Origin of the sequence: Halomonas koreensis (genome assembly GCF_031451675.1) — a bacterium.
Lineage (GTDB): Bacteria > Pseudomonadota > Gammaproteobacteria > Pseudomonadales > Halomonadaceae > Halomonas > Halomonas koreensis.
Map to the genome: position 1 here is coordinate 129,803 of NZ_JARWAK010000009.1, position 26,022 is coordinate 155,824.

Below are 26,022 nucleotides of genomic sequence, written 5' to 3' on the forward strand. Positions count from 1 at the left end.
TTGTGGGCTTGCTCGAATCGTGCCGGTGGCGGCAGGGTTCGCAGCGGCGCAATGGCGACGCCCCGGGGGGAGCCACTCAGGGGCTCATGGTCAGGAAGACCTGTCCCCTCCCTACAGGCGCCAGGAGGCCAGTTCATGCGAACAGCAGCTACCCTACCACGAGAGATCAGTCGCTGGGGGATGGCATTTCTCATCCTCCTGGTACCTGTTATCTCATTCTCCGATGCCGGGGAGGCGAGGCCGGGGGCCTCGTCGCGCCCCTTCCCCGCGGCGGAGGCCGCCCTGGAGCGCCCACCGTCGCCCCTGGCGGTGGCGCTCCGGGGCGCCACGCCGGCGGTCGCGGCTTTCCATGCCCGCCGCGACGGCGACCCGGCCTGGCAGTCCCCGGCGCGGGTCGCGGCCCTGGTGGAGCTGCTGGAGGCCTTGGAGGACGAGGGCCTGAGCCCGGCCGACTACCGGCCCGCACGGCTGGCGCGTGAGGCGCGCGCCGCCCTGGCCCCCGCCGCCCCGGCGGACGTCCGCGCTCGCTTCGAGGTGCGGGCCAGCGAGACCCTGGTCCGTGCCCTGGGCCACCTGCAGCGTGGCCGGCTCGCTCCCGCCGCGGTCTACCCGGGGTGGGAGATCCCCGTGCCGCCGGTGCGCCTGGACCTGGCGGCGATCCACCGGGCCCTGGCGGCAGGCGAGGTCGAGCGCGCCCTGGCCCTGGCCCGCCCCGACGGCGAGCGTTATGCCGCCCTGCGTCGGACCCTGATCCGCTACCGTCGGATCGCGCGCCTGGGCGGCTGGCCGGTCCTGCCCGAGCGCCGGGCGTCGCTGCGCCCGGGGGACGTCCATGCCGATGTGGCCCTGCTGCGCCGGCGCCTGGCGATGATCGGCGAGCTGGAGGTGATGGGCGCCGACGTGGGGCATTATCCCGGCGTCGAGCTGGAGGCGCCGGCGTCCCATCGCTATGGGCCCGGCCTGGTCGCCGCGGTGCGCCGCTTCCAGCGCCGGCACATGCTCGAGGACGACGGCATCGTCGGCCCGCGGACCCGGGCGGCGCTCAACGTGCCGGTCGAGCGGCGGCTGGCGACGCTGCGCGCCAACCTGGAGCGGGCGCGCTGGCTGTCCGGGGAGCGGCCGGTGCCCCACCTGCGGGTGGATCTGGCCGGCCAGCGCATCCGCTACCGGCGTCCCGGCGGGGAGACCTGGGAGTCCCGGGTCATCGTCGGCCAGGCCGGCCGGCCCTCCCCGGTGCTGCACTCGGCGATCACCCATTTCACCCTCAACCCCACCTGGACGGTGCCGCCCACCATCCTGCGCGAGGACATCCTGCCCGAGGTGCGCCGCGACCCCGGCTACCTGCTCGATCACGACATGCTGGTGCTCACCCCCCAGGGGCGCCGGCTGTCTCCCTGGGGCGTCGACTGGTGGCGCCCCGGGCCGGTGATCCTGCGCCAGCGCGCCGGGCCCCGGAACCCCCTGGGCCGGCTGGTGCTGCGCTTCCCCAACGACCACCTGGTCTACCTGCACGACACCCCCACCCGGGGCCTCTTCGGCCGGCCACGGCGGACCTTCAGTTCCGGCTGCATCCGCGTGGAGGGGGTGCTCGAGCTGGGGCGGATGCTGTTCGCCGACACCGGCACGCGGCGCGATCTCGGGGCGCTGATCGCCACCGGCCGCACCCGTAACGTCTCGCTGGCCCGGGAGGTGCCCCTGGCGCTGCACTACTGGACCGCCGAGGCCGAGGTGGGGGGCCTGCCGAGCTTCCGGCCGGACATCTACGGCCGCGATCCGGCGCTGATCGCCGCCCTGGCCGGCCCGCCTCAGGCGTAGCCCTCGGCCTGCAGGCGGAACAGCCGCGCATAGCGGCCGTCCCGGGCCATCAGGCTCGCATGGTCGCCGCGCTCGAGGATGCGCCCGCCGTCGATGACCAGTATCTGGTCGGCGGCGCGCACCGTGGAGAAGCGGTGCGAGATCAGCACCGTCATCTTGTCCCGGGCATGGGCGCGGAAGTCGGCGTAGACCGCCGCCTCGGCGGCGGCGTCCATGGCCGCGGTGGGCTCGTCGAGCACCAGGATATCGGCCTCCTCGCGCATGTAGGCCCGGGCCAGGGCGACCTTCTGCCACTGGCCGCCGGACAGCTCCTGGCCGCCCTTGAACCAGCGGCCGAGCTGGGTGTGGTAGCCGCCGGGCATGGCGTCGATGAAGTCCTCGGCCAGGCCGCGCCGGGCCGCCTCCCGCCAGCGCTGCTCGTCCTCGAAGGCGGCCACGTCGCCGGCGCCCAGGTTCTCGCCGACCTTGAGCTGGTAGCGCACGAAGTCCTGGAAGATCACCCCGATGCGCCGGCGCAGGGTCGCCAGGTCCCAGTCGCGCAGGTCGCTGCCGTCGAGCAGGATGCGCCCCTCGCTGGGGTCGTAGAGCCGGGTCAGCAGCTTGATCAGGGTGGTCTTGCCCGAGCCGTTGACCCCGACCAGCGCCAGGCTATGGCCCGGCGCCAGGTGCAGGTCGATGCCGGTCAGCGCCGGTCGCTCGGCGCCGGGGTAGGTGAAGCCGACCCCCTCGAAGCGGATGCCGTCGCCGGGGCGGGCGCCGGCGGTGAGCCGGCCGGTCTGTTCGGGGACCGGTTGCTCCAGGTACTCGTAGAGGTTGGAGAGGTAGAGGTTGTCCTCGTACATGCCGCCGATGGCGGTGAGACTCGCCGACAGCGCCGCCTGGCCCTGCTTGAAGACCATCAGGTACATGGTCATCTCGCCCAGCGTCAACGCCCCGGCCACGGTCTCCACCACCACCCAGGCATAGGCGCCGTAGAGGGCCAGGGTGCCCAGCAGGCCGAACAGGAAGCCCCAGGTCTCGCGGCGGATCGTCAGCCGCCGGTCCTCGGCGTAGAGGGTGTCGAAGATGCGCCGATAGCGGTCGAGCAGCAGCGGCTCCAGGCCGAACAGCTTGACCTCCTTGATGCTGTCCTCCCGGGCCAGCACCGTCTCCAGGTACATCTGCATGCGGGTCTGGGGCGAGCGCCAGCGGAACAGCCGGAAGGCGTCGCCGGAGAAGCGCGCCTCGGAGACGAACACCGGCAGGGCGCCGATGACCAGCACCAGCAGCGCCCAGGGGGAGAACTGCACCAGCAGCACGCCGAAGCTGGCCAGGGAGAGGGCGTTCTGCGCCAGCGCGAAGGTCTTGTTGACCAGCCCCAGGGGGCGGGTCGAGGCCTCGCGCCGGGCGCGGGTCAGCTTGTCGTAGAACTCCGAGTCCTCGAACTGGGCAAGCGTCAGGGTGCCGGCCTTCTCGAGGATCATGACGTTGACCTGGTGACCCAGCAGGGCGCGCAGCAGCGACTGCTGGGCCGAGAGGCCGCGCTGGGCCAGGGCGATCAGCGCCACCACCCCGGCCTCCAGCAGCACATAGTCCAGGGTCGGGCGCAGCAGGACGGCGAGCTCGGCCTCGCCGGCCCGGTGCTGCTCCATGGCCGCCACCACCGCATCGACGATCAGCTGGCCGACCCAGGCCGTCACCGCGGGCAGCACCCCGGCCACCAGGGTGCACAGGGCCAGGCCCAGGGTCAGACGGCGCGAGGTCCGCCAGACCAGGCCCAGGGCGCGATGGCTGTAGCGGAAGACGCCGAGGAAGGCGGCGAGGCGCGAGGCCCCGGGGGCGTCGTCGGGGGTGGCGTGGCGATGGCGCAAGGGCGGGCTCCGGCGGGGACGACGGCATCAGTGTACCCGGGCGGGGCGCCGGCAGCATGGCCGCAAACGACGACGCCCCGCGGCAGCGGGGCGTCGGGGCGGGCGGCGGCGTCGGCTCAGCTCTCGTCGTCCGGGGCGTCCGCCTCGGCCTCGGTGCGGGCCACCACGGTGCCGGTCTCGCCGCTCTCCAGCGCGGCCAGCATGGGTTCGGCCTGGCGCTGGAAGGCCGCCAGGGCCTCGCCGCTGAGCCCCTGGCTCTCCGGCAGCTCGACCTTCATGGCATCCACCTGGCGGTTGTTGACCAGCACCTCGTAGTGCAGGTGCGGGCCGGTGCTGCGACCGGTGTTGCCGGACAGCGCGATGCGCTCGCCGCGGGTCACCCGGTCGCCACGGCTGACCAGCGGCCGCGAGAGGTGGAGATAGCGGGTCTTGTAGCCGTTGTCATGGCGAACCACGATGTAGCGGCCCGCGGCCGGGTGATTGCCCACCCGCTCGACGCGCCCGTCGGCCGGGGCGTTGACCGGGGTGCCCGAAGGCATGGCGAAGTCGGTGCCCTTGTGCGGGCTGATGCGGCCGGTGACCGGATGGTGACGGCGCGGGTTGAAGGGCGAGCTCATGCGATAGTGCCCGGCGAAGGGGTAGCGATCGAAGGCCGGGTCCAGGCTCTCGCCGTCCGGGGTGTAGAAGCGGTTGTCTTCGGCGTTGCGGACCAGGGTGAGGTCCATGCGCGCGCCGGCATAGCTGACCGCCAGCACCCGGGGATCGAGGTGCTCGCCGTCGATCAGGTCGGATTCCACCAGCACCTGGAAGCGATCGCCGCGACGGGTGTCGCGGCGAAAGTCGAGCTTCTTCTCGAGCACGTGGGAGAGTTCGGCCACCTCGGCGCTGGTCAGGCCGGTGGCCTGGGCCGAGCGCGCGAAGCTGCCGCTGACCGTGCCGGCGTAGAGCCGCTGGGTGGCCTCGCCGGCGCGCTCGATGTCGGCCACCTCGACGCCGTCGTCGCCGCGCTCGACCAGGTAGCCCTCGCGGGCGTTCTTCATCAGCCGCAGGGCCAGCAGTTCGCCCTGCTCGTCGAGCTGGTACTCGAAGTGGTCGCCGACGCGCCACTGGGTCAGCAGCTCCGACTCGGGCATCGCCTCGAGCAGCGCCATCACCTCGCTGTAGCCCATGCCCAGGTGCTCCTGAGCCATGATCGCGAAGGTGTCGCCGGACGCCACGGTGTAGGCGCGCCATTCGGGCACGTAGGGCTCGTCGGCGTCGATCTCTTCCTCGAGGGCGATGGGGCCGTCGTCGAACAGCGCCAGCTCGTCCTCCGAGATGTCCTCGTAGGAGGTGGCGTCCGCGACCAGTCGCTCGTTGCCGGCCAGCATGCCGCTGGCCACGGTGCCGATCACCACCGCCAGGTGGCGGGCCCCCTCGTCCAGGCGCGGGGCCCGGGCGGCGTCGGCCTCGTCCTGGCCGGCCAGCGCGCTGACGTCGACGATTTCGGAGGCGGACAGCTGGGAGACCGGAACCGGCTCGCGGGTGGCGTCCCTGGCTCGGGAGGCCAGCTGGATGGCCTCGGTGACCGGCGCGCGGTCCAGGGCCAGGGAGGGGACGCCGGGCTTGGCGTCGGCGTCGAGGGGGACCAGGACGGTGTCCTGGTCGGCCCGGTCATGCCGGGCATCCTCGACGGCGGTGAGAATCTTGTGGGCGCCCAGCACGGTGACCATGGTGGCAACGGGCAACAGCAGCAACTTGTGCGTGCGGGGCAGCGAACGGAGGATTCGCATCATGTCTCGGGCCGTGGTGAATAGATGTAAAGTGCATATAAAAAGGCAGTAGAACCTTAACCCATGAACATGAGGGTGCCTAGTCTGTACACCTATACAGCCGCCCGCGATCCGGCGGCCTCGGCGAGGCGGCCGGATCGGTGAACACTGTTTGCTAATGGCGACGTTGCCATGGGTTGCCGCCCGTGACAACCCCTCGGCGGATCAGCCGGTGAGGGTGCCGTCGCGATAGTCCCGCAGCGCCTGGTCCAGCTCGTGACGATGGTTCATCACGAAGGGCCCGTAGTGGGCGATGGGCTCGCCGTGGGGCTCGCCGGCCAGCAGCAACGCCTGGCCCCCGGCGGGGCTGCCCAGCGCCAGGCGCTCGCCCGGCCCCAGGCGCACCAGCTCGCCGCGCGCGACCGGCTCGCCGGCCACCGTCAGCGCGCCGTCGAAGACGAAGGCCAGCAGGGTGGTGGCGTCGGAGGCCAGCGACAGGGCGGCGCCGGCCGCCAGCGTCACGTGAGCCACGCCGCCTGCGCCGGCCAGGGCATCCAGCGGTCCCTCGATGGCGTCGCCGTCCGCCCGCCGCCAGCGGCCGCCGAGGGCCGTGAGCGAGGCGCCGGGCGCCGTCAGCCGCGGCATCTCGGCGTCCCGGACGTCCCGGTAGGTGGCCGCGCTCAGCTTGTCCCGGGCGGGCAGGTTGAGCCACAGCTGGAAGGCGTGCAGGCCCTGGGCGTCGGTGAACGGCGTCTCGCCGTGGATGATGCCGCGGCCGGTGTGCATCCACTGGGCGTCGCCGGCGCCGATGCTGCTGTGGTGGCCGAGGTGGTCCTCGTGGCGCAGCCCGCCGTGCAGCGCATAGGTCAGGGTCTGAATGCCCCGGTGGGGATGCGGCGGAAAGCCGCCGATGTCATCGTCGCCGGCCTCGGCCTGCAGCTCGTCGAGCATCAGGAAGGGATCCAGGCCGCCGCCGAAGTCGTGGAGTCGACGGATGGCGACGCCGTCGCCGTCCTGGCTGGGGTGCTGGCGCTGGCGGTGCTGGATACGGCGGTCGCGAATTCGGGGGGGCATGGTGTTCTCCTCGCACGTTGTGCCGAATGACTGGCATTCTATGCCGATTTTTTCGAAAATTAAGCGCAACATTTCGTCACTTGCTTTCGAGGAAATCGAACATGTCCCGCGTCACCCTGGCCCAGTGGCAGATGCTCGCCGCCGTGGTCGATCATGGCGGCTTCTCGCGCGCCGCCGAGGCCGTGCACAAGAGTCCCTCGACCCTCAATCACGCCGTGCACAAGCTCGAGGAGCAGCTCGGTGTCGCGGTGCTCGAGCCGGTGGGGCGCCAGGTGCGCCTCACCGAGGCCGGCGAGATGCTGCTGCGTCGCGCGCGCCAGCTGCTCGAGAACGCGGACTCGCTCGAGGACGTGGCCTCGCGGCTGGCCGAGGGGCTGGAGGCGGAGATCGTGCTGGCGATCGACCAGATCTTCCCGCCGGACGCCCTGGCCCGGGCCCTGGAGGCCTTTTCCTCCGCCTACCCCTACGTCCGCGTACAGCTGCACGAGACGGTGCTGAACGGCGGGGTGGAGATGCTTCAGGACGGTCATGCCGACCTGCTGGTCACCGGGCTCGGTGCCCGCGGCTACCTGGGCGAGCCGCTGGTCACGGTGCGCTTCATCGCCGTGGCCCACCCCGACCATCCGCTGCATCGCCTGGACCGCGAGCTGGACCTGCGCGACCTGGAACAGCATCGCCAGCTGGTCGTGCGTGACTCGGCGCTGCGCCAGTCCCAGGATTCCGGCTGGCTCAAGGCCGAGCAGCGCTGGACGGTGAGCCATCTCGATACCTCCATCGACATGCTCGGGCGCAACCTGGGCTTCGCCTGGATCCCCGAGACGCGCATTCGCGACGGCCTGGCGGCCGGGCGGCTCAAGCCGCTTCCGCTCTCCGCCGGCGGGGTGAGGGAGATCCCCATCCAACTGATTCACCGCGACCTGGACCGGGCCGGGCCGGCGACGCGGGCCATGGCTCAGCATCTCCGCGACAGCGTGGCGGCCTGCATGGCGACATAGCTTTCGATTGAATCGAATGTTTAATGCCAAATAGTGCGCTTGATGATCGAAATAATTGGCCTAGTCTGGGCGGCAACCACCTTCAACGACGAGGAGCGCGAGATGGGCCTGTTGATCGACGGCAAGTGGCACGACCAGTGGTATGACACCAAATCCCACGGCGGGGAGTTCGTGCGCGATTCCGCCAAGCTGCGTGACTGGGTTACCCCCGACGGCACGCCGGGGCCCCAGGGCCAGCCCGGCCTGCCCGCCGAGGCCGGGCGTTACCACCTCTATGTGTCCCTGGCCTGTCCCTGGGCACACCGCACCCTGATCATGCGCCGCCTCAAGGGGCTCGAGGGGCTGATCGAGGTCTCCCATACCAGCCCGCTGATGCTCGAACAGGGCTGGAGCTATCGGCGTGACGAAGGTTCCAGCGGCGATCCGATCAACGGCGTGGACTTCCACCACCAGCTGTATACCCTGACCGATCCCCACTACACCGGCCGGGTCACGGTGCCGGCGCTGTGGGACAAGCGGGATCGGCGGATCGTCAACAACGAGTCGGCGGACCTGGTGCGCATCTTCAACACCGCCTTCGACGATCTCACCGGCAACCGCCTGGACCTCTATCCGGCGGACCTGCGCGAGACCATCGACGCCGTCAATGCCGATGTCTACGATCACGTCAACAACGGCGTCTACAAGGCCGGTTTCGCCACCGATCAGGGCGTCTACGAGAAGCATGTCAAGGCCCTGTTCGAGGCCCTGGACCGGCTGGAGGACCGCCTGGACACCCGCCGCTACCTGGCCGGCGAGTGGCTCACCGAGGCCGACATTCGCCTGTTCACCACCCTGGTGCGCTTCGACGCCGTCTACCATGGCCACTTCAAGTGCAACCTGCGACGCATCGAGGACTACCCGAACCTTTCGAACTATGTGCGCGAGCTCTACCAGTGGCCCGGCGTGGCCGAGACGGTGGACATGGACCATATCCAGCGCCACTACTACCTGAGCCACAAGACCATCAACCCCAACGGCATCGTGCCCGCCGGGCCGGACCTCGACCTCGGCCGGCCCCATGACCGCGAGCGGCTGCCGGGGCGGGGGATTCGAGAGAAGAACTAAGGAAGAGTGCGGCTACGCCGCTGGAAGAGGGAAGACCGGCGCTTCGCGCCTGGAAGAGGGCAGAAGAACCACGATCCTGGCTTCCCTCTTCCCTCTTCCCTCTTCCCTCTTCCCTCTTCCCTCTTCCCTCTTACTTCTGCTTCGCCAGCCAGCGATCCAGGGCGTTGGCGAACTCCCGGCGATCGACATCCGAGTAGCCCTTGGGCCCGCCGGTGTGCTCGCCGCTGGCTCTGAGTGTTTCCATGAAGTCCCGCATCTGCACCCGGGCGCGGATATTGCTCTCGTTCAGTGCCTCGCCGCGGCTGGTCATCACGCTGGCGCCACGCTCGATGGCGGCCATGGCCAGCGGCAGGTCGGAGGTGATCACCAGGTCGCCCGAGGTCAGGCGATCCACGATCTCGTCGTCGGCGGCGTCGAAGCCGTGGCTCACCGCCAGCCCCTTGACCCACTTCGAGGGGGGCAGGGGAACCTGATGATTGGCCACGAAGGTGGTTGGGGTGGCGGTGCGTTCGGCGGCGCGCACGATGATCTCGCGGGCGATCCGCGGGCAGGCATCGGCGTCGACCCAGAGGTTCGGCATGGGGGCTCCTGAAGAGAAGAAGAGCATCGCTGGCCAGGGCGAGGGGCGTCGGGGACCTGCCGTCGGGCGGTCCCGAGTCGATGCGGCGCCTCGCCGGAAAAGATTGGCCAGATCGAAGCGGCGATGGTAGCATGCGCGCTCCTCGCATGTGCTGACCCCACCATCATGACTCGGCGCCCGTTCACGAATGAACGCGACGCCCGCGAAGACGCCCGGCCCCGCGCCAAGGCGTTCGACCTGTGAAGATGGAGCGCCGACGAGAATTCGCCACCCGGGCGAATTCGGCGCAGACGGTCGCCACGACGGTTCGCCTGCCTGTGGCAGGTGCACCGGATGCCAGGTGCGACCGGCGTCCCCGACTCCGATGTTGACGACCTGCCTCGTGCAGGATCCTGACCGTGTGACCGCGTCAGGGGCGCCCACTGATGTTTCTCGCCGGCGATGCCGGCCTACCAAGGTGTGATTCATGACCTCGACTTCCGTCGCTTCGCCGAGTTTCGGCGATCTGGCCCTGCTGCCTGCCGTTCTCTCCGCCATCGAGACCCTCGGCTACGAGACCCCGTCGCCGATCCAGGCACAGACCATTCCGGCGCTGCTGGAAGGCCGCGACATGCTGGGCCAGGCCCAGACCGGTACCGGCAAGACCGCCGCCTTCGCCCTGCCGCTGCTGTCCCGCCTCGACCTCGGCCGCCGCGCGCCCCAGGTGCTGGTGATGGCGCCGACCCGCGAGCTGGCCCAGCAGGTGGCCGTCTCCTTCACCAAGTACGGCCAGAACCTCAAGGGCCTGGAAGTGGCGACCCTGTGCGGCGGCATGGAATACCGCGACCAGCTGCAGGCGCTGAAGCGCGGCGCCCAGGTCGTGGTCGGCACGCCCGGCCGGATCATCGATCACCTGGATCGCGGCAGCCTCAAGCTCGACGGCCTGTCCGCCCTGGTGCTCGACGAGGCCGACGAGATGCTGCGCATGGGCTTCATCGACGACGTCAAGCGGGTGGTCGCCGACACCCCGCAGGACGCCCAGCGGGTGTTCTTCTCCGCGACCCTGCCCACCGAGATCGAGCGCATCGTCAATCGCTACCTGGTCGAGCCGGTCAAGGTGGCCATCGAGTCGCGCACCACCACCGGCGAGAACATCGAGCAGCGCCGCGTGCGGGTGGACGGCGGCGCCAAGCAGGAAGCCCTGGCGCGGATCCTCGAGGTCGAGCCCGTGGATGCCGCCATCGTCTTCGTGCGCACCCGGGCGGCCTGCACCACCCTGATGGAGCAGCTCTCGGCCCGCGGCGTGAACGTGGCAAGCCTCTCCGGCGACCTGGACCAGAGCCTGCGCGAGCGCACCATCACCCGCCTCAAGCGCGGCAAGGTGGATGTGCTGATCGCCACCGACGTGGCCGCCCGCGGCCTGGACGTGCCGCGCATCACCCATGTCATCAACTACGACCTGCCCCAGGACGCCGAGGCCTACACCCACCGCATCGGTCGTACCGGCCGGGCCGGTCGCGATGGCGTGGCGATCACCTTCGCCGGCAACCGCGAGGGCCGCAAGGTGGGCTGGCTGGAGCAGGCCACCGGCCAGAAGATGAGCGACATGGCCTTGCCCGACGAGGCCGCCATCCGCGCCCATCGCGACGAGGTCTTCCATCAGCGCGCCATCGCCGCCGTCACCAAGGGGGCCGACGAGCAGCGCGCCCTGGTCGAGCGCCTGATCGCCGAGGGCCATGACCCGGTCGAGCTGGCCTGCGCCTTCGCCGCCCTGGCCCGCGCCGACGAGGCGCCGATCGGCCGCCTGCAGGCGCCGCGCAAGGAGCGCGCCCCGCGGGAAGGCAAGCCGCGCCGCGATCGCGGCCCCAGCGAGGGCATGACCCGCTACCGCGTCTCCGTGGGCCACAAGGACGGCGTCAAGCCCGGCCAGCTGGTCGGCGCCCTGGCCAACGAAGGCGGCATCGAGGGCAATCGCATCGGCCGGATCGACATCCGCAATGCCTTTTCCGTCGTCGAGTTGCCGAGCAGCCTGCCGTCCAGCATCCTGGCCAAGATGGCCCGGACCCGGGTGGCCGGTCGGCCGCTGGAGATCAGCGAGGATCGGGGGCCCGAGCGGGCGCCGCGGCGTCGCCGCGACGACGACGGGCCGGTGCGTCGCGAGCGGGCCTGAGCCCGCCGCCGGGCGCTGACGCCCGGCGGACGCAAGCCGCGATCAACGAACAGGCCGGGGGGCTCCCCGGCCTGTTCGTCGTTTATTCGTCGAGTCCGACGTGCTTGCCGAGGGAGGGAGCGAGGATGTGGAAGCGTTTGCCGTTTCGGCTGCGGGGCTACCTGATCACCATGACCGGGGTGCTCTTCCTGTCGCCGGATGCCCTGCTGGTCAAGGCCACCTCGGTGGACGTGGCCACCTTCATGTTCTGGCGGGGGCTGCTGCTGGGCGTGGTGCTGCTGGCGGTGGCCCTGGCCCGCTACGGGCGGGAGCTGCCGGCGGCCGTGCGCGCCTGCGGCCCGGCGACCTGGTGGTGCCCGCTGGCCTTCGCCGGCAGCGCCTGGGCCTTCGTCATCGGCAACCGGCTGACCGCCGCGGGCAACGTCCTGGTGATGATGAACCTGGCGCCGCTGGTCGCCGCGCTGATCGGCCTGCTGGTGTTCGGGCAGCGGCTGCGGCGCCAGACCTGGGTCGTGATCGTCGTCTGCGTCGGCGGGGCCAGCCTGATGGCGGCGGGCGAGATCGGCCAGGGCAGCCTGCTGGGGCTGGCGGTGGCGCTGTTCGTGCCGTTGTCCATCGCCATCAACACCACCGTGGCCAGCGCCCAGAAGGGACAGCGCCAGCGCGGCGTGGACACCACCGTGATCCTGCCGCTGGGCTGTTTGGCGATGCTGGTGCCCGCCGCCCTGATGGGCGGCATGCAGCTGCCCCCGGCCGAGGACATGCAGCGCCTGGCGCTGATGGGAGCGCTGCTGCCCGTGGCCTACTTCCTGATCCAGACCGGGCCGCGCTACCTGCCCGGCGCCGAGGTCAGCCTGGTGATGCTGCTCGAGACCCTGGTCGGGACCCTGCTGGTCTGGTGGTGGGTGGGCGAGGTGCCCACCGCCCTGGCCTTCGCGGGGGGCGGCCTGATCGTGGCCGCCATGCTGATCGGTACCCTGCGTGACCTGCATCGCCAGCGGCGCAAGGCCGCCGAGGGCGCGCCGGATTCCCGGCAACTGGTCGAGCGCGCCGAGGCGGTCCCGGACGATGCGGTCGAGGCGGCGCCGAGCGGCGCCCGGGACTGAGCCGCCGGGGCGGCTCAGCCGGTGGCGAAGGCCCGGGCGACGAAGCGCGGCAGCAGGGACGTCGCCGCCGGAGTGGGGGCCACCGCCGCGAGCAGCGCCTCCGGGTCGCGGCCCCGCTCGGCGAGCGCCTGGTACTGGTGGCGCAGGTAGGCGCGCATCACCGCCGGGGTGAACTCGGGATGGAACTGGACGCTCCACTGGCGCGGCCCGAAGCGCAGCGCCTGGTAGCCATCGTGGTCGTTCTCCGCCAGCACCTCGGCGCCCGGCGGCGCGGCGAGCACCGACTGGGCATGGGTGAGCTGGGCCGGGAAGGTCTCGGGCAACGCGCCCAGCAGCGGGTCGCGACGCCCGGCTTCGGTCAGCCGCACCCGATGGGTGCCGGTCTCGCGGCCCGCCGGGTGGTAGCCGCTCTCGCCGCCGAGGGCCGCGGCCATCAACTGGTGCCCATAGCAGACGCCGAGCATGGCGACGTCATCGGCCAGCGCCTGGCGCAGCCAGGGCTTGAGCGCCTCGCTCCAGGGCTCGGCGTCGCTGACCATGGCGTGGGAGCCGGTGATCACCAGGGCGTCGGCGACGCCGAGGGCCGGCGGGGGGCCGTCGCGGCGGGCGTCGAACACCTCGAGCGCGATGGCCTCGCAGGCCGGCGTCAGCCGGGCGCGGAACAGCGCCTCGAAGTCGCCGTGATCGCGGACCACGTCGGCGAAGCTATCGCCGGTCTTGACGATCAGCAGCCGCGCCATCGTCAGCCCTCCCTCGCCAGGCGTGCGCCCAGCGCGCGCATGAAGGCGGCGCCGGCGTCCAGCTGCGCGAGTTCCAGGTACTCGTCGGGCTGGTGGGCCTGACTGATGCTGCCCGGGCCGCAGATCACCGTGGGCAGGCCGGCGCGCTGGAACTGGCCGGCCTCGGTGGCGTAGGCCACGGCGCCGGCCGGCGCCTCGCCCACCAGGTCGCGGCACAGCGCCAGCACCTCGGCGTTGTTGTCGTCGGCCAGCGCCGGGACCGTGGTGTTGAGTCGCTCGGTGTGGATGCCGGCCTCCGGGGCGCGCTCGCGCATCTCGGCCTGCAGCCGCTCGGCATGGGCCTCGACCCGGCCGATCAGGTCCTCGAAGCGGTCGGAGGGCAGGTGGCGGATCTCCCACTCGAAGCTGCACTCCCGGGCCATGATGTTGATCGCCGTGCCGCCGCTGATCTTGCCCACGTGCAGGCTGGAGTGGACCACGTTGAAGGCCTCGTCGACCCGGCCCTCGGCACGCAGCTCGGCCATCACGTCCTCGATGAAGGTCACCAGCCGGGCAGCCACATGGATCGCCGAGACGCCCTGGTTGACCTGGCTGGAGTGGGCGGCCCGGCCGGTCACCGTGGTGCGCAGGTTGGTCGCGCCCTTGTGGGCGACCACCGGCGCCATCAGCGTCGGCTCGCCGACGAACACCGCCGCCGGCCGCGGATGGTCGGCCAGCAGCCGCTCGATCATCCGCGGCGCGCCGATGCAGCCGACCTCCTCGTCGTAGGAGAAGGCCAAATAGATCGGTTTCTCCAGGTCGAGCTCGACCCAGCGCGGCACCTCGGCCAGGGCGCAGGCGATGAAGGCCTTCATGTCGCAGGTGCCGCGACCGTAGAGGCGGCCATCGCCCTTGTCGGTGAGGGTGAAGGGATCGGTCGACCAGGGCTGGCCGTCCACCGGCACCACGTCGGTGTGGCCGGAGAGCACCACGCCGCCCTCGACCTCGGGCCCGATACGGGCCAGCAGGTTGGCCTTGGTCCCGTCGTCGTTGTCCACGCGCCAGTGCTCGACGCCGTGCTCGTCGAGCCAGGCCTCGACGAAGGCGATCAGGTCCAGGTTCGAGTCGCGGGAGACGGTGGGGAAGCCCACCAGCCTCTCGAGGAGCTGGGCGGCATCGGTCATGGTCGGGCTCCGAAAGGGAAGATCGCCCGCTAGCCTATCATGCCACCGCGAACCACGGCATGAGTCTTGGCCATGGGAAGGGGGCTTCCATCGCCCGCGAGATCGACGATTAGGCAGCCTCCGGCGCCATGGCTAGCCTCAATCTTGCATTGCTGGCAGGCTAAGGGAATATGGGTTCAGCTCGCCGCAAGAGCGGGCGACGCAAGCCAGGCAACCGCAGCAGGGAAGGCGCATGCAGGGACACACCGAACGCAAGGATCGCCGCCATGATGCTGGCAACTTCTCCTTTCTGACGGGGCACGACCCGGTCTTTCTCGAGCTCGCTTCCTGTGCCGAGCGTGCCTTTTCCCATGATCCCAACACCACTCTGATCAAGCTTCGTCAGCTCGGCGAGGCCATGGCGCAGGATATCGCGGCCCGCCTCGGGCTCGAGGTGGAGGAGCGCACGAGTCAGCGCGATCTGCTGTACCGAATCGATGGTGCCATGGGGCTCGATCCTGCGGTGCGCGAGCTCTTTCATACTCTGCGCATCGAAGGTAACAAGGCCACTCACCAGTTCCGCACCCAGCACCGGGAGGCCATCCAGGGGCTCAAGGTCGGCCGCAGCCTGGCGGTCTGGTTCCATCGTGCCTTTGCCGATCCGGATTTCAAGGCGGGTGCCTTTACGCCGCCGCAGGACCCCAGCCGTGATCTGCGCGAGCTACAGGCCGAGATGGAGCGACTGCGCGGTGCGCTGGCCACTGCCAGCGAGCAGGCCGAAGCGCAGCGTCGGCTGGCCGAGCTGGAAGCTCGGGAGAAGCAGGAGTATGCCGAACTCGCCGAGGCGATGGATGAAGAGGCGCGCCGCCTGGGCGCAGCATCTCAGGCCCAGCAGGCAGAGCTCGAAGAGCGGGAACGGGAATTCCAGCAACGTCTGGCCGAGCTGACCCGCGCCCAGGCGGAGGGCGATGCTCGATCGATCTCGCGCCCGCAACTGCGTCAGGCCAACCAGGCGCTCAATGATCAACTGGGCATGGACGAGGAGCTCACTCGCCTGTTGATCGACCAGCACTTGCAGGAAGCGGGCTGGGAAGCCGATTCGCTTGAACTTACCTGGAAGAAGGGCGCGCGACCTGAAACCGGCAAGTGCCGAGCCATTGCCGAGTGGGAGCTTCCCAACGGCCAGCGCGTCGACTACGTGCTGTTCCATGGCCGCTTGCCCATCGGCGTGGTGGAAGCCAAGCGCCAGAACGTCGATGTGGCCGGCAAGCTGGGGCAGGCCGAGCGCTACTCACGAGGACTCAGCGGCGGTTTTGCACCCGGGGGGCAACTCGAACCGGCCTGGGAGCGGGAAGGGCGCACCATCGCCTGGCCCGACGATCGGGACGGCCACTATTACGTTCCCTTCGTCTTTTCCTGCAACGGCCGCCCCTACCTGCCGCAGCTGGCCGAGAAGTCCGGGATCTGGTTCCGCGACGTGCGCGAGCCGGGCAACCTGGCCCGGGCGCTGCCGCACTTCCATAGCCCGGAAGGGCTGCTGGATCGCCTCACGCGCAGCCGTGCCCAGGCCGAGCGGCGGCTGCGCGAGGAAGGCTTTGGCTACCTGCGGCTGCGCGATTACCAGGAGCGGGCGATCCACGCCGTGGAAGGCGCCCTCGAGAACGGCGATCAGCGTGCGCTGCTGGCCATGGCGACCGGCACCGGCAAGACCCGCACCATCATCGGGTTGATCTATCGTTTCCTGAAGACCGAGCGCTTCCGCCGCGCCCTCTTCCTGGTGGATCGCAACGCTTTGGGTGTGCAGGCGCAGGACGCCTTCGACGAGGCGCCCCTGGAGCAGAACCATACGCTCTCGCAGGTCTACAACGTCGCCGAACTTGGCGATATGGCCGCCGAGGCCGAGACGCGAGTGCAGGTCGCCACCGTCCAGGCCATGTCGCGACGGTTGTTCATGGCGGATGCCCCGCCGCCGGTGGATACCTACGACTGCCTCATCGTCGATGAAGCACACCGCGGCTACACCCTGGATCAGGAGATGACCGAGGGCGAACTGGCCACCCGGGATACCGGCCAGTATCTGTCGCGTTATCGACGCGTGCTCGAGCACTTCGACGCGGTGCGCATCGGGCTGACCGCGACCCCGGCCAAGCACACCAGCGAGATCTTCGGCCGGCCGGTATTCACCTACTCCTATCGCGAGGCGGTGGCCGACGACTGGCTGATCGACCATGAGCCGCCGATTCGTTACGAGACCCTGCTCAGCCGCCACGGCATCCACTTCGACAAGGGCGAGGCGGTCAGCCGCATCGATGCCCGCACCGGCGAGGTGGAAAGCGCCGAGCTCGAGGACGAGCTGGACTTCGAGGTCGAGGCCTTCAACCGTCAGGTGATCGCTCCCGATTTCAATCGCGTGATCTGCGAACAGCTGGTCGAGGAGCTCGACCCCTTCGACGAAGAGAAGACGTTGATCTTCTGCGCCACCGACCTGCATGCCGATATGGTCAAGCGACTGCTCGACGAGGCGTTCCATGCGAAATATGGCGAGGCCTACCGTCAGGCCGCGGTGGCCAAGATCACCGGCAAGGCCGACAAGGTCGGCGACCTGATCCGTAGCTACAAGAACGACAAGTACCCCAACATCGCCATCACCGTGGACCTGCTGACCACCGGCATCGACGTCCCGAGCATCTGCCACCTGGTGTTCCTGCGCCGGGTGAAGTCGCGCATCCTCTATGAGCAGATGATCGGGCGAGCCACGCGGCGCTGCGACGAGATCGGCAAGTCGGTGTTCCTGATCTACGACCCCGTGGACCTCTACGCCGCCCTGGCCGAGGTCAACACCATGCAGCCGCTGGTCAAGAACCCCAACGTCACCCTGGAGCAGCTTCACGGCGAACTGACCGATCCCGATCAGCTGGCGCATGCCAGCCAGGCACCCGGTGAAACGGAAGGGCGCAGCCAGGCCGATGAGGTACTCGACCAGTTCGGCCAGAAGCTGATGCGAGTGATGCGCCAGGCGACCAAGCAGGCCGAACGCCGCGACGACGTTCGCCAGTGCCTGGCACGCCTCGAGCAGAGCTGGGGCGTGGCGCCGGATAGGCTCCATAAGCATCTTCACGAGCTGGGCCCTCAGCCCGCCGCCGACTTCCTGAAACAGCATGGCCGGCTGCTTCGTCAGGTCGCCGAGGTCAAGGCGCTGCTGGGCGACGAGCGGATGCCGGTGATCTACGAAGGCGCCGACGAGTTCAAGAAGCGCACTCAGGACTACGGCGTGCACGAGAAGCCCGCCGACTACCTGGAAAGCTTCGACGATTTCATCAAGCATCAGCTCAACGAGTCCGTGGCGCTGGGCGTGGTGGTCAACCGCCCCCGCGACATGACCCGCGAGACCCTCAAGGAGGTGCGCCTGCTGCTGGACGGCGCCGGCTACAGCGAGGCCGCCCTGGAAAGCGCCTGGCGCAACGCCACCAACCAGGAGATCGCCGCCAGCATCGTCGGCCATATCCGCCGTGCCGCCCTGGGCGAGGCGCTGATTCCTTTCGAGCAGCGGGTGCGTGACGCCATGCAGCGTATTTACGCCCTGCACGACTGGACGCCGGCCCAGCGCAAGTGGCTCGACCGCCTGGCCAAGCAGCTTGGCCACGAGGTGGTGCTCGACCGCGAGTTCATCAACCAGCGCTTCGCCGAGCACGGCGGCTTGAAGCGTCTGGATGCCTTGCTGGGCCACCACCTGGACGAGGTGCTCGACGCCCTCAACGACGGGCTCTGGGAGGCGAGCTGAGAGCGTTGCACCAGCGATACGTCTTGGGGAGCGATGGCGCCACCATGTCGGCGTTGGCTTTTAGCGATGAACGTAAAATAGCGTCAAGTCTTATTTTATTTTTGGCCATAAATTAAAATAAGCGCCATCGCTATTTTAACCGGCTGCGATGCCGAACTTCAGGTGAACCCCATGGAACGTGGACTCACGGGCCACTACGTCGACAGCGTCGCCGGCGGCGTACGCTGCCAGGCGTTCATTCCCGACTCGCTGCCGCCAGAGCCCCCGCTGGCGCTGGACGGCAAGCTGCAGGGGCGCATCAACCAGGCCATGCTGGCCTTGGGGCGTCTCGATGCCATCAGCACCCTGCTGCCCGATGCCTCGCTGTTTCTGTACAGCTATGTCCGCAAGGAAGCGGTCATGTCGTCGCGGATCGAGGGCACGCAGTCCTCGCTCAGCGATCTGATGCTCTACGAAATGGAGGGCATGCCGGGCGTGCCCATGGACGATGCGCAGGAAGTCTGCTGCTATGTGAACGCCCTGACGCTCGGCGTGCGGCGCGTGCGCGAGGGGCTTCCCATCGGCCATCGGCTGCTGATGGAAATGCACACCGCCTTGATGACCTCGGGGCGCGGCATCAATCGCGGGCCGGGCGAGTTTCGCGGCAATCAGGTCTGGCTGGGTGGGCACCGGCCCGACGAGGCCGTCTTCGTCCCGGCGCCGCCCCAGCTCCTGGCGGAGTGCTGGGCGGCGCTCGAGCGCTTCATCAACGACGTGCCCGAGGCCACCGACCCGCTGATCAAGGCGGCGCTGACCCACGTTCAGTTCGAGACCATCCACCCCTTCATGGATGGCAACGGGCGCCTGGGGCGCCTGCTGATTCCGCTGATCCTGGTCGAGGCCGGCATCCTCAGCGAGCCCTTGCTCTACCTGTCGGTGTTCTTCAAGAAGCACCGGCAGCTCTACTACGAACGCCTCCAGCAGGTGCGCGTCACCGGCGACTGGGAAGCCTGGCTGCTGTTCTTCGTGGATGCCGTGGCGGACACCGCGACCCAGGCCGTGACCACCGCCCGGCGGCTCAACCGGCTGCGCGAGCAGGACAAGGCGCGGCTCGCCGAGCTCGGCCGCCAGGCGGGCTCGGCCGGGCTGCTGATCGATGCGCTCTTCCAGCAGCCCATCGCCAACATCGGTCACCTCTGCGAGCGCACGGGCCTGACTCCGGCCACCGTCGGCAAGCTCCTTACCGCACTGGAAAACGAGCTCGGCATCGTGCAGGAGCTCACCGGTCAGAAGCGCAACCGCATCTACGCCTACCGGGCCTATATCGACATTCTCAATCAGGACCCCTCATGACCCAGAACGACATCGTCCAGAAGCTGTGGAACCTCTGCGACGTGCTGCGCGACGACGGCATCAACTACTCGGACTATGTCACCGAGCTGGTGCTGCTGCTGTTCGTCAAGATGGAATACGAGAACACCCAGGCCGGCCTGCTCAACGCCCATGCCCTGCCGGAGGGCAAACGCTGGCCGGACCTGACGGGCCGCTCGGGGCTAGAGCTGCTCAACTTCTACAAGCAGATGTTGCTCGACCTCTCGAAGAGCGACGACCGGCTGATCGCCGCCATCTACGCCGACGCCCAGACGCGCCTGCGCGAGCCCCGGCACCTGGAACAGCTGATTCGCGACCTCGACCGGATCGACTGGTTCAGCGCCCAGAAGGACGGCCTGGGCGATCTCTACGAGGGCCTGCTGGAGAAGAACGCCAACGAGACCAAGTCGGGCGCCGGCCAGTACTTCACGCCGCGCGCGCTGATCAATGCCATGGTGCGCTGCATGAAGCCCCGGCCGGGCGAGCGCATCCAGGATCCCGCCGCCGGCACCGGCGGCTTCCTGATCGCCGCCGACCAGTACATGCGTGACCAGACGGACGACTATCTGGATCTGGACCGCTCTCAGGCCGACTACCAGAAGCTCAAGGCCTTTGTCGGCATCGAGCTGGTGCCCGGCACCCGTCGCCTGGCGCTGATGAACTGCCTGCTGCACGGCATGGAAGGCGATGACGAGGGCGTGGTGCATCTAGGCAATGCCCTGGGCCAGCAGGGCGCCCAGCTCGACAGGGCCGACATGATCCTCGCCAATCCACCCTTCGGCACCGCCAAGGGCGGCGAGGCCAGCATCACCCGCGAGGACCTGACCTTCCGCACCAGCAACAAGCAGCTCGCCTTCCTGCAGCATATCTACCGCGGGCTCAAGCCTGGCGGCCGCGCCGCCGTGGTGCTGCCGGACAACGTGCTGTTCGAGGCCGGGCAGGGCACCGAGATCCGTCGCGACCTGATGGAGAAGTGCCACCTGCATACCATTCTGCGCCTGCCCACCGGCATCTTCTACGCCCAGGGCGTGAAGACCAACGTGCTGTTCTTCAGCCGCGGCACCGCCGAGAACCCTCATCAGGACGAGGGCTGTACCGACAGCGTCTGGGTCTACGACTTGCGCACCAATATGCCGAGCTTCGGCAAGCGCACGCCCTTCAACGAGGCGCACCTCGCCCCCTTCGAGCGCTGCTATAACCCGGCCGGCGCCGATGCCCTGAGCGAGCAGCTTGCGGCTCGGAAGGAGGGCGACTGGAGCTTCGGCGCCGAGGAGATCGATTCGCAAAAAACCGCCGATCCCGACGCCAACGTCGGCCTGGATGAGGAAACCAGAGCGCGCCTGCAGACCGCCCGCTGGCGCCGCTTCAGCCGCGAGTGGATCCGTGACACCAAGGGCGATTCCCTGGATATCACCTGGCTCAAGGACGCCGATAGCCTGGAAGCCGAGAACCTGCCCGAGCCCGACGTGCTCGCCGCCGAGGCCATGAGCGAGCTTGCCGAGGCCCTGCGCGAGCTCGACGGCCTGATGGCCGCCCTCGGCAATGAGGACGAGGCCGCCGCTCAGAAGACGCTGCTGGCTGAGGCTATGGGGTTGGGCGAGGAAAGCGGTAATGAGGTGAAGGGATGAGTGAGCGGCTATTGCCGGAGGGGTGGGTAGAAACCACGCTTGGTCAGGTTGTGGAGTATGGCAAGGCGGAAAAGTCGACCCGTGAACAGGTTGATGACGATACCTGGGTGCTCGAACTCGAGGATATAGAGAAATCCTCGTCGAGAATGATCCAGCGTCTGAGTTTCAGAGAGCGTCACTTCAAGAGCACCAAGAACCGGTTCAAGAAGGGAGATGTTCTCTACGGTAAGCTACGCCCCTATCTCGATAAAGTCGTGATCGCTGACCGGGATGGCGTTTGTACCACCGAAATCGTTCCCCTTGATGCACGCCCGCACCTGGATAACCGCTATCTCTTCCACTGGCTGAAGTCGCCTGGCTTTCTGTTGTACGTCAATGAAGTGGGCTACGGCGTCAATATGCCTCGTCTTGGTACTAAGGATGGTAAGGTCGCTCCACTTTTAGTGGCGCCACGGGAAGAGCAGAAAGCCATTGCTGATAAGCTGGATGAGCTGCTGGCTCAGGTCAATAATCTAAAGGCCCGCCTGGATGCCATTCCTGCTATCCTCAAACGCTTTCGCCAGTCTGTTCTGGCGGCGGCGGTGAGTGGGAGACTGACGATAGGGGAAGAAGAGGAGGTAAAAGGTTACAAGTTTCAGAGTATTGGGAGCTTTGCTAGTGAAATCCGCTATGGTACATCAAAGAAATGCTCTTCAGAGTCCGGGGGTACCCCAGTGCTTCGCATACCCAATGTAGGGGATGGGGTGGTCAATCTAAATGGTTTGAAGTATGCGAATTTTGATGACAAGGAGTTATCAAAGCTGGCTTTGAAGCCTGGGGATTTGTTGCTGATTCGATCCAATGGAAGTTTGGATTTGGTCGGGAAAGTGGCTGTTGTTTCAGAAAAGGAAGCGAGCTGTGTTTTTGCAGGCTATTTGATTCGTCTTCGTTTGGATTTGCGTTTGGTTGATGCAGGTTTTGTCGCCTTTTGTCTAAGAAGTCCTATGATTAGGAATGTTTTAGAGAGCAAGGCTAGATCCACTTCTGGTGTTAATAATATCAATGGAAAGGAGTTGGCTGGACTGGAGGTTCCGCTTCCTACTCTTGATGAGCAGAAAGAAATCGTCCGCCATGTCGATCAACTCTTCGCCTTTGCCGACCAGGTAGAGAAACAGGTCGAGAACGCCCAGGCCCGCGTCAACAAGCTGACCCAATCCATCCTCGCCAAGGCCTTCCGCGGCGAACTCACCGCCGACTGGCGTGCGGAAAACCCCGAGCTGATCAGCGGCGAGCACTCCGCCGAGGCGCTGCTGGCGCGCATCAAGGCCGAGAAGGCGGCGATCTCACCGAAAAGGCGCTCCAGGAAAGGCAAGGTGTCGGCATGAGTGCAGCCAACGAGTCGTCTGGGGTTGGCCAGTGGCTGCGCTACTGGCGGAACTCGCTGGCGGATGCCGAGAGCGGCCGAGGTGCCCTTAAGGACAAGGAGCTCAAGTCCCTGTGGTCGGTAGAAACGAAAATCTACCAGGAGGGGCGGTTGCCTTCGGCCCATCCGGTGCTGGCCCGGCTGTTCGAGGACGAACCGGAAGAGACGCAGCTGGTGCGCGTCGTGCTGCGCCCCGCCGTTTATCGTTCCCTCCAGGAGCACGGCAAGCGGAAGCAGGCGCTGTTTCCGGAGGTGGTCACGCCGTTGATCTGCGTGCTGTGGGTCACCCGTCAGGGTGACTTGATTCCAGCCGAGCCGCCGGTGATTCCCCGCGACCTGCTGAGCCCCCAGGCCGACGACCGCTTCACCCTGGGTGAGGTGGAGGCGCAGGACCAGCTGCTGACGCGTGAGGCCGTGAGTGTCTGGTCGCAGCATGAGGCGTTGGCGCTGGTGGAGGAGGGCGACACCGAGGCACAGGAAGGGCGCTGGCGGACCTACTATGAGGTCTCGCGTCGGCTGTTCGAGCAGCTGGTCGCTCTGGAGCCACTCAAGGCGAACTTCGAGAGCCTGGGCGAGGCGCGCCTTTTCAAGGTGGAACCGCAGGCCAAAGGTGCCGCCCAGCACATCCTCAACCTCTATGACTGGCTCGGTGAAACGGATCGGACGCTGCCGCTGTTGGAGCGCTATGCGCTGTCAGGTCCGGAGGAGGGGCATCGTCCCTGCATCGAGGCGCTTGCTCGGCTGGATACGCGACTGGGCCATGCCAATACCGCTTATCCCATGGCCAGCGCGCAGCGCGATGCCCTGGCCCAGGCCATGGCGATGGAGGAAGGGGAGATCCTCGCCGTCAACGGGCCGCCTGGCACCGGCAAGACCACTTTCGTGCTCTCCGTCGTGGCCTCGCGCTGGGTCAAGGCGGCACTCGAGGAGTCCGAACCGCCGCTGATCGTGGCGGCGTCGACCAACAACCAGGCCGTCACGAATATTCTCGCGGCCTTCGCCAAGGACTTCGAGGAGAACGATGGCCCCTTAGGCGGCCGCTGGCTGCCGGGTATCGACAGCTATGGTGGTTTCTATCCTGCCCGCAGTCGCGAAGACGAGGCCGCGAAGGAATACCAAACGCCTGCCTTCTATCGCCGCCTCGAGCATCCCGAGTATCTGGAGCGTGCCGAAGGTGAGTTCCTTTCGTGTGCCAGGGCGGCATTCGATGACGAAGCCGTGAATGACGTGACAGCGGTTCGTCAGCACCTGCATGGTGAACTGAAGAAGACCCGAGATCGGCTGACCGATATCCAGCGGTGCTGGAGAAAGCTGTGCGATCTGGCTGAGCGCTTGGGAGAGGATGCCGAGGCCAAACAGCTGAATGAACGTCAAACGCTCGAGGCGCTGTGTGGGGAACAGGGCGCGATCGAGGAAGCGCTGCGTCGCTGGAAACGTTTCTGCGCCGACGAGCCACTCTGGCTGTCGGTGCTGAGCGTCTTGCCGCCGGTCGCGAGGCGTCGCCGCTTGCAGCGCGAGCTGTTCATCGATGAGGCGCTGAATGACCGTGCCAAAGCGATTATCCATGGGGCCGCTGCGAAGTCCCCGGAGGCGGCATTACAATCCTGGCTCGATGAGCGGCAGGCTCGCATCGAACGGCTGCGACAGGAGATCGAGGCACGCCAGGAACTCCTGGATGAGCGAGCGGCCGAAGCCTCACGGCTTCAGTCTCTGCTGCCCGAGGCGGCTGACTTCGACTCCTTGGATGCCATCGACAAGTCTCTTGACACTTCGCTGCGCTTCTCGCTTTTTCGGCTGGCGGTGCACTACTGGGAGGCGCGCTGGCTGGAGGATTGTCGTGCCCAGGCTCGGCAACTTGCCGAAGAGGCCAAGGAGCGTGAAAAGACCGGCATCAAGTCGGTACGCCCCAGATGGCGTCGGCGTATGAAGCTGACCCCCTGTATCGTGTCGACACTGCATGCGTTGCCTAGTCACATGATGCACGGCGTGTATGAGGGGCCGGGTCGGTTTCGACAGGAGTATCTGGAAAATGAAATCGACCTGCTGATCATCGACGAGGCCGGTCAGGTCGCCCCGGAGGTGGCGGGGGCTTCCTTCGCGCTGGCCAAACGTGCCCTGGTGATCGGCGACGTGCATCAGATCAAGCCGGTCTCCACCCAGGTCAAGTCGGTAGACGTGGGCAACCTTCGCCATCAGAGTCTGCTGGACGCCGTCGACGACTACGATGAGCTACGCGACACCGGGCGCAGCGTGGTTGACGGTAGTGTCATGCGCATCGCGCAGCTGGCGAGCCGCTACCGGTATCTCGCCGAGGCCGAGCCGGGTATGTTCCTGCAGGAGCACCGGCGCTGCCTGAACGCGATCATCGCTTACTGCAATGATCTCTGTTATCGGGGCGTATTGCTGCCCATGCGCAATACGCCGGCCAAGGATCCCACCTGGCCGCCATTCTCCTATGTGCATGTCGATGGTCGCGTCGAATCGCCGCCGTCGGGAAGCCGCGTCAACCGGCTGGAGGCCGAGACCCTCGCCGAGTGGCTGGCGACGCACCGCGGATCCCTCGAGGATCGGCATGGAAAGTCGCTGCATGAGATCGTCGGTGTGGTGACCCCCTTCAAGGCTCAGGCGCATTTGATCATCGAGGCGTGCCGCGCCCGTGACATTCCCGTCGGTGACGATTCGTACGCCGTCACGGTAGGCACGGTCCACGCCCTGCAGGGGGCCGAGCGCCCGATTATCCTGTTTTCTGCAGTCTACTCTCGCCATGACGATGGTGGCTTCATCGACCGTGATCCGTCGATGCTCAACGTGGCGGTGTCACGCGCCAAGGACAGCTTCATGGTGTTCGGTGATATGGATGTCATCGCGGGCGCCGCGCCCGGTTCGCCCCGCTATCTGCTCGGCCGATACCTGTTTGCCGACGAAAACAACGCCCAAGTGTTCACCATCGATACCGCTCGCCCCGACCTCCTGGCGCTATGTCGTCACCCTCAAGTCATCAATGATGCCGAGGAGCACGACCGCTGCATCCAGCAACTGTTGGAAAGTGTCCGGTATCATGTCGCGCTCGTCTCGCCGTGGATTTCACTCGAGAAGCTGCGCGAGACGGAGCTTCTTCAGTGTCTTTTTCATGCGGTCGAGCGTGGGGTGGAAGTTACCGTCTATGTGGACCACCACTTCAACACCACCAGTGCTAATCAGCCAAATGCTCAAAAAGTCGCCAAGCTCAGTCGTTGCCAAGAAGCCCTGCAAGAAGGCGGGGTAAGGGTGCGAGTGGTGAAGGGGGTGCACAGCAAGCTGATCATGGCGGATGATCGTTTCATGTGCGTGGGGTCCTATAACTGGGCCAGTGCCGCGAGGAGTGGGCCTTACAAGAATATGGAAACGTCCATGCTCTATAGCGGTAATCTCCGCGAAGAAATTCATATACAGCTTGACGCCCTGAACCATCGCGCGATGCCGGATGAACGTGATGAATCGCAAAGCCTCGCGGGAGAGAGCGTCGGTTAGTCATGCCGCTGCATCTGTGAAAATCGGTCTGCTGGTCGGTTT

16 protein-coding genes are annotated in these 26,022 nt (G+C 67.5%); 10 read left to right on the top strand and 6 right to left on the bottom strand.

The window, feature by feature from the left end; all coding sequences use genetic code 11:
- Positions 1 to 135: 135 nt before the first annotated feature.
- Positions 136 to 1,815 carry a L,D-transpeptidase family protein gene (locus QC818_RS11670; protein ID WP_309653037.1) on the top strand — a complete coding sequence of 560 codons (1,680 nt, stop codon included), beginning with the start codon at positions 136 to 138 and terminating at the stop codon, positions 1,813 to 1,815.
- Here the strand turns inward: QC818_RS11670 and QC818_RS11675 are convergent.
- From QC818_RS11675 to QC818_RS11685, 3 genes are all read right to left on the bottom strand, one after another.
- Positions 1,806 to 3,665: an ABC transporter ATP-binding protein gene (locus QC818_RS11675; protein ID WP_309653038.1), complete on the bottom strand. Its 1,860-nt coding sequence runs from the start codon at positions 3,663 to 3,665 to the stop codon at positions 1,806 to 1,808. The two genes, QC818_RS11670 and QC818_RS11675, sit on opposite strands and share 10 nt — an antisense overlap.
- A gap of 116 nt (positions 3,666 to 3,781) precedes the next feature.
- Positions 3,782 to 5,440, bottom strand: a complete 1,659-nt coding sequence (locus tag QC818_RS11680) for a peptidoglycan DD-metalloendopeptidase family protein (protein WP_309653039.1) — start codon at positions 5,438 to 5,440, stop codon at positions 3,782 to 3,784.
- 201 nt (positions 5,441 to 5,641) lie between these two features.
- Positions 5,642 to 6,490 (bottom strand): pirin family protein, encoded by an 849-nt coding sequence (locus QC818_RS11685; RefSeq protein ID WP_309653040.1) that lies wholly within the window; start codon positions 6,488 to 6,490, stop codon positions 5,642 to 5,644.
- A 101-nt stretch (positions 6,491 to 6,591) separates the two neighbouring features.
- Between QC818_RS11685 and QC818_RS11690 the strand changes: the two genes are divergently transcribed.
- Together QC818_RS11690 and QC818_RS11695 are read left to right on the top strand one after the other, a co-directional pair.
- Entirely contained in the window at positions 6,592 to 7,485 is an 894-nt protein-coding gene (locus tag QC818_RS11690; protein WP_309653041.1) for a LysR family transcriptional regulator, read from the top strand.
- A gap of 102 nt (positions 7,486 to 7,587) precedes the next feature.
- Positions 7,588 to 8,592 carry a glutathione S-transferase family protein gene (locus QC818_RS11695; protein ID WP_309653077.1) on the top strand — a complete coding sequence of 335 codons (1,005 nt, stop codon included), beginning with the start codon at positions 7,588 to 7,590 and terminating at the stop codon, positions 8,590 to 8,592.
- Positions 8,593 to 8,722: 130 nt separating this feature from the next.
- Here the strand turns inward: QC818_RS11695 and QC818_RS11700 are convergent, their stop codons facing one another.
- On the bottom strand, positions 8,723 to 9,172 hold the full coding sequence (locus QC818_RS11700; protein WP_309653042.1) for a YaiI/YqxD family protein: 450 nt from the start codon (positions 9,170 to 9,172) through the stop codon (positions 8,723 to 8,725).
- Between the two features lie 466 nt (positions 9,173 to 9,638).
- Between QC818_RS11700 and QC818_RS11705 the strand changes: the two genes are divergently transcribed.
- Both QC818_RS11705 and QC818_RS11710 read left to right on the top strand, forming a co-directional pair.
- On the top strand, positions 9,639 to 11,321 hold the full coding sequence (locus QC818_RS11705) for a DEAD/DEAH box helicase (protein WP_309653043.1): 1,683 nt from the start codon (positions 9,639 to 9,641) through the stop codon (positions 11,319 to 11,321).
- A 125-nt stretch (positions 11,322 to 11,446) separates the two neighbouring features.
- Entirely contained in the window at positions 11,447 to 12,427 is a 981-nt protein-coding gene (locus tag QC818_RS11710; RefSeq protein ID WP_309653044.1) for a DMT family transporter, read from the top strand.
- A gap of 14 nt (positions 12,428 to 12,441) precedes the next feature.
- Here QC818_RS11710 and QC818_RS11715 read toward each other — a convergent pair whose 3' ends face one another.
- The gene (locus tag QC818_RS11715; protein ID WP_309653045.1) at positions 12,442 to 13,167 is read right to left on the bottom strand and encodes a glutamine amidotransferase; all 726 of its coding nucleotides are present in this window, start codon (positions 13,165 to 13,167) and stop codon (positions 12,442 to 12,444) included.
- Between the two features lie 2 nt (positions 13,168 to 13,169).
- Positions 13,170 to 14,330 (bottom strand): acetylornithine deacetylase, encoded by a 1,161-nt coding sequence (gene argE / locus QC818_RS11720; RefSeq protein ID WP_309653046.1) that lies wholly within the window; start codon positions 14,328 to 14,330, stop codon positions 13,170 to 13,172.
- 232 nt (positions 14,331 to 14,562) lie between these two features.
- On the opposite strand from argE, the gene hsdR reads away from it, so the two are divergent.
- The 5 genes from hsdR (at position 14,563) to QC818_RS11745 (ending at position 25,980) form a co-directional block, all read left to right on the top strand.
- Positions 14,563 to 18,090, top strand: a complete 3,528-nt coding sequence (gene hsdR / locus QC818_RS11725) for a type I restriction-modification system endonuclease (protein ID WP_309653047.1) — start codon at positions 14,563 to 14,565, stop codon at positions 18,088 to 18,090.
- A 171-nt stretch (positions 18,091 to 18,261) separates the two neighbouring features.
- Positions 18,262 to 19,422, top strand: coding sequence for a Fic family protein (locus QC818_RS11730; RefSeq protein WP_309653048.1), 1,161 nt, complete (start codon positions 18,262 to 18,264; stop codon positions 19,420 to 19,422).
- Positions 19,419 to 21,068 (top strand): class I SAM-dependent DNA methyltransferase, encoded by a 1,650-nt coding sequence (locus QC818_RS11735; protein ID WP_309653049.1) that lies wholly within the window; start codon positions 19,419 to 19,421, stop codon positions 21,066 to 21,068. Before QC818_RS11730 ends, QC818_RS11735 begins: the two co-directional genes overlap by 4 nt.
- A complete protein-coding gene (locus QC818_RS11740; RefSeq protein ID WP_309653050.1) occupies positions 21,065 to 22,432 on the top strand; it encodes a restriction endonuclease subunit S in 1,368 nt (455 codons plus the stop codon). The genes QC818_RS11735 and QC818_RS11740 overlap by 4 nt, the downstream gene beginning before the upstream one ends.
- Complete coding sequence (locus tag QC818_RS11745; RefSeq protein ID WP_309653051.1) at positions 22,429 to 25,980, top strand: AAA domain-containing protein; 3,552 nt, start codon at positions 22,429 to 22,431, stop codon at positions 25,978 to 25,980. Before QC818_RS11740 ends, QC818_RS11745 begins: the two co-directional genes overlap by 4 nt.
- Positions 25,981 to 26,022: the final 42 nt, after the last annotated feature.

What these genes read in the sequence shown, in the direction of transcription:
- QC818_RS11670 (WP_309653037.1), top strand. Translation starts at nt 136, where the DNA reads ATGCGAACAGCAGCTACCCTACCACGAGAGATCAGTCGCTGGGGGATG.
- QC818_RS11680 (WP_309653039.1), bottom strand. Translation starts at nt 5,440, where the DNA reads ATGATGCGAATCCTCCGTTCGCTGCCCCGCACGCACAAGTTGCTGCTG.
- QC818_RS11685 (WP_309653040.1), bottom strand. Translation starts at nt 6,490, where the DNA reads ATGCCCCCCCGAATTCGCGACCGCCGTATCCAGCACCGCCAGCGCCAG.
- QC818_RS11690 (WP_309653041.1), top strand. Translation starts at nt 6,592, where the DNA reads ATGTCCCGCGTCACCCTGGCCCAGTGGCAGATGCTCGCCGCCGTGGTC.
- QC818_RS11695 (WP_309653077.1), top strand. Translation starts at nt 7,588, where the DNA reads ATGGGCCTGTTGATCGACGGCAAGTGGCACGACCAGTGGTATGACACC.
- QC818_RS11700 (WP_309653042.1), bottom strand. Translation starts at nt 9,172, where the DNA reads ATGCCGAACCTCTGGGTCGACGCCGATGCCTGCCCGCGGATCGCCCGC.
- QC818_RS11705 (WP_309653043.1), top strand. Translation starts at nt 9,639, where the DNA reads ATGACCTCGACTTCCGTCGCTTCGCCGAGTTTCGGCGATCTGGCCCTG.
- QC818_RS11710 (WP_309653044.1), top strand. Translation starts at nt 11,447, where the DNA reads ATGTGGAAGCGTTTGCCGTTTCGGCTGCGGGGCTACCTGATCACCATG.
- QC818_RS11715 (WP_309653045.1), bottom strand. Translation starts at nt 13,167, where the DNA reads ATGGCGCGGCTGCTGATCGTCAAGACCGGCGATAGCTTCGCCGACGTG.
- argE (WP_309653046.1), bottom strand. Translation starts at nt 14,330, where the DNA reads ATGACCGATGCCGCCCAGCTCCTCGAGAGGCTGGTGGGCTTCCCCACC.
- hsdR (WP_309653047.1), top strand. Translation starts at nt 14,563, where the DNA reads ATGCAGGGACACACCGAACGCAAGGATCGCCGCCATGATGCTGGCAAC.
- QC818_RS11730 (WP_309653048.1), top strand. Translation starts at nt 18,262, where the DNA reads ATGGAACGTGGACTCACGGGCCACTACGTCGACAGCGTCGCCGGCGGC.
- QC818_RS11735 (WP_309653049.1), top strand. Translation starts at nt 19,419, where the DNA reads ATGACCCAGAACGACATCGTCCAGAAGCTGTGGAACCTCTGCGACGTG.
- QC818_RS11740 (WP_309653050.1), top strand. Translation starts at nt 21,065, where the DNA reads ATGAGTGAGCGGCTATTGCCGGAGGGGTGGGTAGAAACCACGCTTGGT.
- QC818_RS11745 (WP_309653051.1), top strand. Translation starts at nt 22,429, where the DNA reads ATGAGTGCAGCCAACGAGTCGTCTGGGGTTGGCCAGTGGCTGCGCTAC.